At 57.2% G+C, this 7,213-nt stretch carries 6 protein-coding genes and 1 pseudogene; 1 reads left to right on the forward strand and 6 read right to left on the reverse strand.

What is annotated here, in order from left to right:
* Position 1: 1 nt before the first annotated feature.
* From cas7c to QK300_RS05085, 6 genes and pseudogenes are all read right to left on the reverse strand, one after another.
* Positions 2-952 carry a type I-C CRISPR-associated protein Cas7/Csd2 gene (gene cas7c / locus QK300_RS05060; RefSeq protein WP_281300483.1) on the reverse strand — a complete coding sequence of 317 codons (951 nt, stop codon included), beginning with the start codon at positions 950-952 and terminating at the stop codon, positions 2-4.
* Positions 952-2,724, reverse strand: a complete 1,773-nt coding sequence (gene cas8c / locus QK300_RS05065) for a type I-C CRISPR-associated protein Cas8c/Csd1 (RefSeq protein WP_281300482.1) — start codon at positions 2,722-2,724, stop codon at positions 952-954. The genes cas7c and cas8c overlap by 1 nt, the downstream gene beginning before the upstream one ends.
* Positions 2,721-3,389, reverse strand: coding sequence for a type I-C CRISPR-associated protein Cas5c (cas5c, locus tag QK300_RS05070; protein ID WP_281300481.1), 669 nt, complete (start codon positions 3,387-3,389; stop codon positions 2,721-2,723). Before cas5c ends, cas8c begins: the two co-directional genes overlap by 4 nt.
* A gap of 17 nt (positions 3,390-3,406) precedes the next feature.
* A complete protein-coding gene (gene cas3, locus QK300_RS05075; protein WP_281300480.1) occupies positions 3,407-5,638 on the reverse strand; it encodes a CRISPR-associated helicase Cas3' in 2,232 nt (743 codons plus the stop codon).
* Positions 5,631-6,104: a hypothetical protein gene (locus QK300_RS05080; RefSeq protein WP_281300479.1), complete on the reverse strand. Its 474-nt coding sequence runs from the start codon at positions 6,102-6,104 to the stop codon at positions 5,631-5,633. The genes cas3 and QK300_RS05080 overlap by 8 nt, the downstream gene beginning before the upstream one ends.
* 261 nt (positions 6,105-6,365) lie before the next feature.
* A pseudogene (locus QK300_RS05085) lies at positions 6,366-6,854 on the reverse strand (2OG-Fe(II) oxygenase); the annotation flags it as partial.
* Positions 6,855-6,955: 101 nt separating this feature from the next.
* Between QK300_RS05085 and QK300_RS05090 the strand changes: the two are divergent.
* A partial coding sequence (locus QK300_RS05090; protein ID WP_281320821.1) for a DUF4372 domain-containing protein occupies positions 6,956-7,213 on the forward strand: 258 nt, incomplete at its 3' end.

Raw genomic sequence — 7,213 nt, forward strand, 5'->3', positions numbered from 1 at the left:
GTCAGAACTTCTCGATGATCTCGACGCCTTCCGGCAGACCATCGCGATCGATCGTGACGGCATAATCGGAGAATTTGCGCGCTGGCGGCAGATTATCGAGCCGTCGGTCGATCTCGCGGAATTCGCCATCCACAGCGCGGCCCAGCTTCACCCGATCAAACAAGGCGTGGGCGGATGCGTTGCCAAGTGCACTATCATGCTTGAAAATGATCAGCTTGCGTGCCGCCATCTCCCCACGCGCGGCGGAGCGATCATGTTCGAACATATTTTCCAGCGCCTCGAACAAAAGATCAAGATCATCCTCACTAAAGCCGGTGCGTTCGCCCAGCTTGGCCGAGATAAAGCCATGGGCACGGTAAAGGCCATAGGGCACGATATGCTTGCGGCCCATGGTGCGGTTGTCGGTGCGCTCGTTGCTGTCGTCGCCTTCCTTGCGCGCCTTTTTTTCCTTTTCGTTGGTGGCAGCCATCCGCGTGATCGAGATTTCAACAGGTACGATAGGCTCGATGGACTGGGCAAAAGTCAGTTGCACCGGGCCGCGCACCTGTCCACAATTGATACCGGTGCTCATCACCGCTCCAAAGCTGCGGACATCAAAGAAATTCCGGCACATGAAATCGCGCAGATCCGAGGCCTCCTTGTCATTCTCGGGATTAAGCTTCGCTTCTTTGGCGACCTTTTCATTATCGGGGCGAAGAGCCTTGTATGCCTCCCGATGCTTATCATTGAGGATCGACCCTTCTTCCACATAGATTGCAAAGCCGGGCTCTTTGCCTTTTGCCAGCTCAACATAATTGCGAATTTTACGCTTGAGGCAGACATCGCTGACGAGGCCGAGATTGGTTTCAGGATCGAGGCGCGGCAGATTGCCTGCGTCGGGATCACCATTTGGATTGCCATTGGCAACATCGAACAGGATCACGAAATCATAACGATTGCTGAGCGCGGTCATCAGGCGGTCTCTCCTTGTGTGGTGGTGGTTGCTGAGGAGTCGGATTTCTTGAAAAACTCGCTGCGCTGGTGGTAATAGCCAAGCCCGAACAGCGCCTGTTCCTGCGCAGACAGTGAGGACGGGAAGGGATCTTCGCCTGGCGACATCGTTTCCATGATGGCTGTGATCGTCTTTTCCAGATTGATCTTGTACCCGGGGCTTTGCTTGCCCAGCTTTGACAGATGATGTGCTGAATTACCGTCCAGAAGGGCGAAAACCTTGCGTGGCTGAGCGGAAGCCGAGCCGTAGAACTTATCTTTGATTGTTGCATTGACATTGCGTCCAAGCGCGGCGGATTGAATCTGTTCGTAAACGGCGAACAGACGGCCGAGCAGATAGCCCTTATTGCGATTCTCCGGGTCGAGTGCCACGGGAGCCTCCTTTTTCATGTTGAAATTGCGAACCAGAACGGCCTTGAGCATGCTGACGCGCAAGGCATTGATCTCACCGTCGGCGCGGATACGCATCAGGATGGTGGAAAGCAGGGTCAAAGGATAATCCGTGCCGGAAAGGATGGAGCGCATCCAGTTGCCTGCAAGATTGGGGGGTACGTTTTCGCGTTTGCCGAGCGTTGCCGTTTCCAAAAGATAGCGCCAAAGCGGCGCGTCCTGATCGCGTTCCGGCATGGGTTCGATTTTTCTGTCTGCCAGAAATTTCTGATATTGATCCGCCAGCGCGCCGAAATCGTCCTCGAACCAGAAGCGGATCGAAATGCGCGAGGCATTGGGGGCGAGACCGAGGACATGGAAACGCACCCCCCTGGCAAGGCCGGGATCGAAATCCGCGAGTCGCTGACCATCACGCAGCTTTTGCAGGATCGCGCCAATTTTTGCGGCTTCCGAACCCTCCTCGATCTCGTCTTTCGTCCCTTCAAACAAGACCGACATGATCCCTTCGGCAAGGGACGCTTTCGATCCATCGGCCCAGAAAACGGTGGAGGCATCGCCGATCTGGATGCGATTTTTGCTATCCTTTTCAAGAAATTTATTGAGCACGGTCGTGTAGGCAAAGGCGGCGGCTTCCGATACCGGCGCATTATCCCCCTGCGCATGGCCATAAGAGGCGAAAGCATCGAGATTGAAAGAGACGATGGAGCCACCCGACGATTGTCCGCCCCAGATGCCCTTGATCGCCGGATGCAGCCGGGCAATCGGTGCCCGTTCACCGGAAACAAGGCAGATGGCCTCGCCGCCCCTGCCGCCGGACTGAAGCCTTGCCCATAAAATGCGGGCCGCCGATCGATCATGGAGGCGGATCGTTTGCAATCGGTCGCTTTCGAGCGTGAAGGCGATATTCTCGTCCTTCATATCGTCGGGCCAGCCAAGCTGCTCGAACGCCTCCGGCGTCCAGCTTTCGAGAAAGCGCCGCAAGGCAAGCAGGCCGGGATCATTGGTATCTTTCAAGGCTTTTTCATGCCGCGCGACAAAAGCGGCATGTTCCTCGGCCAATCTCTTGCCTTCGCCCGCCGTTATGCCAAGAACATAAGACGTCTTATCCCACAGGAAATTGGGAGCAACCCCCGATGTGCGCTTGACGGGCTGCGGTGCCGCCATCAGGCGCGCCCGCTTCTTCCTGCCTTCGCCATCGCGCAGATCGATGACCGATAGGGGGGTGCCATCCTCATCCAAGGAAATCAAAAAGCCGATTTTCTCATATGAATAGCCAAAAGGCGGCACCTCGCCCCGATCAGCCATCCGATCATAGGCGCGGGTAAGGGCTGCGAAGATGCTCATTTCCTGATCTCCGGGCTGCCGGGTTGCGGGATGTCCATGACGCCATTTTCCAGCCGCGCGGGGAAAAACATCGAAGGACGGCCTTCCGCCGCATGGTCGATATCCCACAGCATGAAGCCGATATCGCGGGTCTCGGCGATCGCTTCGGGGAGCGGTGCGTCGGACGGGAGAAGGTCAAAACGAGCGGTAAATTCGCGCGTGCCAAGGCAGGGCTGGTGAAAGCACTGGCCGCGCGCAGCACGGCGATTGAAGATATCGAGATGCTTGCCTTCATTGTCTTCAGGCCCGGCCTTTTCCGTCATCTCGAAATGCGCCTCGATGACATAGGCGACATCAACCAGCACGGTGGCGGCCCGCTGTTGCCGGTCTTCATCAACCAGCAGATAAAGGCCCTCAAGGCTTTCCCTTTTCATGGCGCTTTTGATCTTGCCCGCCGGGGCCTTGTGCCCCACTTCATTGCGGCGAATCGACTGGAAGCGGATGGGTTTGAGCACATGAATGCGGTCGATCACCCAACGGATCGCCGGCTTCCAGTGGATGGCCTCTAAAATACCGCGCGCCGCCGAAGGCGTCATCACGTCATAAGAGACCCTCTCAACCTTCATCTCCGGTCGTGTGAAACAGGCATGATCGCCTGAAACGAGAAGTCTGATGCCATAGGCCATATGCTGTCGTTCCTCCCTCAAATGATGGAATTTTCCAGCCCCAGATAATCCGCATCCTCCCACAACAGCCCGATTTCAGGCTTGTAGAAGCTATCGGTCACAAGAACGCAAAACTGATCGCCGAACCTTTCCTCCCGCTCGAACCGCACATGCCCGTTGGCGAGCAGCCTGTTGCGGGCTTTTGGCGGCACCTGAACGATATAGGGCTGCAAATCGCGGGCAATGCTGCCGGGGCGCACATCGTCGATGCCCAATTTTTTGAGCGCCGCCCTGGCCTTTTGATCCTGCGCGATAATGACCGGGGCCATGCCGCTTTCGATCATCCGAAATTTTTCCGCAACCTTGCGATAGGCAAAATCGGCTTCCATCCCATTGATCCTGAAATCTTCGAGGATGCCTTCGGCATCGAGCCTTTCCGGGCCGAGACGCCAATAAACCTCAGCAAAATAGGCACGCATGGCAGTTGGCGAGAGCAGATCATCATGCTGATCCGCCATGCGGGCGAAATCGGCGGCAAGCTGTTTGATCTCAAAGGGTGGCGGATTATCGGGTGCCTTGAACACCGTGACGATGCTCTCATCGATGGGGCGCTTCCCCTCGCGATTGCAGCGACCGGCCGCCTGAGCGATCTGGTCGAGCCCGGCTTCCGCCCGCCAAACGCGGGGGAAATCGAGATCGACCCCGGCTTCGACCAAGGATGTGGCGATCAGGCGGCAGGGCTGCCCATTTTCGAGACGCTGTTTTACGCCTTTGAGAATATCCCGCCGCTGGGCCGCATATTGCCGGGTGCTGAGATGGATGACGCCATCCAGCCCGGCATCCTTCACCGCCCGATAAAGTGCGAGCGCATGCTTGCGGCTATTGACGATGACAAGGCCCTGCGGCTCGCGCTCCAAAGCTTCGACGAGATCACTGTCATGCAGTCTCCCGCCCGTCCTGATCGTCACCCGCTTCAGACGCCGCGCGAGCTCCGGCGGATCGGGCGCAAGCTCGCGGTCCTTGCAAAGTGGCAGACCGTCCCTGAAATCCGGCGCGCCTAGGGCGGGTTGGGTCGCCGTACACAGAATGATCGAGCAGCGATAATTCGCTGCGAGTTCGCGCAGGGCTTCCAAAATGGGGCGCAACAAATGCCGGGGGATGGTTTGCGCTTCGTCAAGCACGATCACGCTGTTTGCGATATTGTGCAGCTTGCGGCAGCGCGAGGGGCGATTGGCGAACAGGCTTTCAAAAAGCTGCACATTGGTGGTGACGACGATGGGGGCGGCCCAATCCTCCATGGCAAGGCGGAGCTTGTCGCGCTGTTCCTTTTCCGTCACCCTCTCTTCCTCGATGGCGGAATGATGTTCGAGGATCGGCGCATCGCCCAAAACGGACTTGAACACGCCGGCGGTTTGATCGATCACCGACGTGAAGGGGATCGCATAGATGATCCGGGCATGGCCGTGCCGTTTTGCATGATCAAGCGCAAAGCCGAGCGAGGTCAGCGTCTTGCCGCCGCCCGTGGGGACGGTGAGGGTGAAAAATCCGGGCGTATCGCCGGCGCGGCTGCGCACATGGGCGAGGATGTCGGCGCGCAGGCGATTGACCTCGGATGGCTTTGGCTCCGTCTGTTTCCCGGCCATATGGCTGTTAAAATCGGCGATCAGGCCGTCGATGATATCGCCGAGTTCCGGCCAGTCGCGATCTTTCGTTTCGCCTTTGACCTGAGTGTAAAAGGCTTCCGTATCGCGATAATCGGCATCAACAAGGCAGGAAAAGATCATCCGCCCGAGAAAAGCGAGCTGGAAGGCCAGCTTGTCCTTTTCCGGTACCCAATTGGACGGCATCAGGTCGTTTGCCTCTGGCACGATCTCGTCGCGCCAAACAGGATCGAGAGGCTCCAGCTTTTTCTTCAGCCGGTCGACAAGCTCCATCCGATCGGCAAGCCCGGCATGATGGCCAGCGATTGCAAAGGCCAGCAATTCCGCCATGAACTTGTCACGGGTGTTCTCTCCCAAGTCCCGGACGATTGTGGCACCCGCCGTTGAATGATCGACTTTAAGATCGGGTTGGGTCGAAATCTTTGTCTGGAATGCCTGAGTGTATTTGCCCAGATCATGCAGCAGGCCGGCGAGCCGCGCTGCTCTGTCCACCTTAAAGGATGCGGCGAACCCTGCGGCAAGGTGGCCGGTGTCCCTCAGATGGTCGCGCAGCAGATGCCAATCGGCCTTGCCTGAATCTTCGGTGGAATGCGCAAAAAATTTATCCATGATAATCCTCTGGGCCACGCAAAATTTTCAAAAACAAGCGCGTATATGAAAAACGGCGCGATGCCGGGCTGCCCCTGTCAACCTGTTCAATCACCATCATCAGCCTCGCTGCCCCCCATGCCTTCCGCGCGATTATGCAATTCTTCCAAAAGAACCTATCTACTAAAGAACGAATATCAAGAGAAACATCGCCTGATAATACTTTAAGAGGAAAAATGTGGCGGATCGGATGGGGCATCAGGTTCACATCTGCCGCTTCCCGCACAATAAGCAGCAAGCGGGAAGCGGAAATCAAGGTCGAGCGATACACTGGAATGACGACGAAGGGGCGAGGATGACGGAACTGAGTTTCAAGGGCAAAGAGTTTGCCTACAACCATCATCTGGCGGTGTCCTTCCGCCCGCTCGTGCCCTACGAAACCAAAGGCATCGGCCCCGTGGCGCTCGAGGGCAATCTCGTCATCCACGGTGACAACCTCCACGCCCTGAAAGCGCTCTGGTTTGGCCCATGGGGGTTTCTCGGACTCTGGTCCGACCTTTGCAGGCTCAATGTCTCGGCAGTTCATTGTGGAACCCGTCGCCAACCGCCGACCAAGGGCCGTGTATGGCGACCGTATCTGAACCTGAATTTCAATCTAGAGCGCCGCGAGCTGGCGGGGCGCGCCGACACCGCCACCAACCACCAGCAAGATCGCGCCACAGGAGGTCAGCAGGCTCCTGAGATCAGTTCATTTCGCATCGTGGAAGATGATCCCCAAGCTATGCCTTTGCCCCGAGCGGATACGGCTCACGCCATGACGCAGATTGACGCGATAGGTGCCCTTGGTGCCTTGCACGGGGCGGTTATGGACGGCGAAGGCGACGGCATCGCCCTGACGCATGGGCACCACCTCGGCGCGGCTCTGCATCCGGGGACGCTGTTCGGTCAGCACGAACTCGCCGCCGGTAAAATCGCGCTCGGGCTCTGAAAGCAGGAAAGCAACCTGAATGGGAAACGCAAGATCACCGTAAAGGTCCTGATGAAGGCAGTTGAAGTCACCCGGAACATATTGGAGCAGCAACGGCGTCGGCCGAACCTGACCTGCTGCATAGCACTGATGCAGGAAATCGGCATGTGCCTGCGGATACCGCTGGTCCATTCCCATACGGTCATTCCAGCTGTTCGCGACATCGGCCAGATGGGGATAAAGCGCCGCGCGAAGACCGCCGATGAGATCCACTGCTGTCCGGTTTAAATTTGTGGACATGATGCACGGTGTTGATTCTACTCGTGTTCAGACGTTGGAGCGTCTTCCGGACACGAACAAGGAGCAACACCGTGCGACACCACAATAGCGTTTTTCATGATTTATTGAAGCATGTTCCATGGGCAGATTTTGATCGTCTGGTTCACCAGCACGCGGCTGACAAGCATGTGCGGCGGCTTTCAACTAAAAGCCAGTTCATTGCGTTGCTTTACGGTCAGTTTTCCGGCGCTTCCAGCCTACGTGACATCGTTGGCGGTTTGAAAAGCCACGCTGCGCGCCTTTATCATGTCGGTGGCAAGTCGGTTTCGCGTTCGACGCTGGCTGATGCC

The sequence above is a fragment of the Iodidimonas sp. MBR-22 genome (assembly GCF_029946565.1).
GTDB lineage: Bacteria > Pseudomonadota > Alphaproteobacteria > Sphingomonadales > Rhodothalassiaceae > Iodidimonas > Iodidimonas nitroreducens.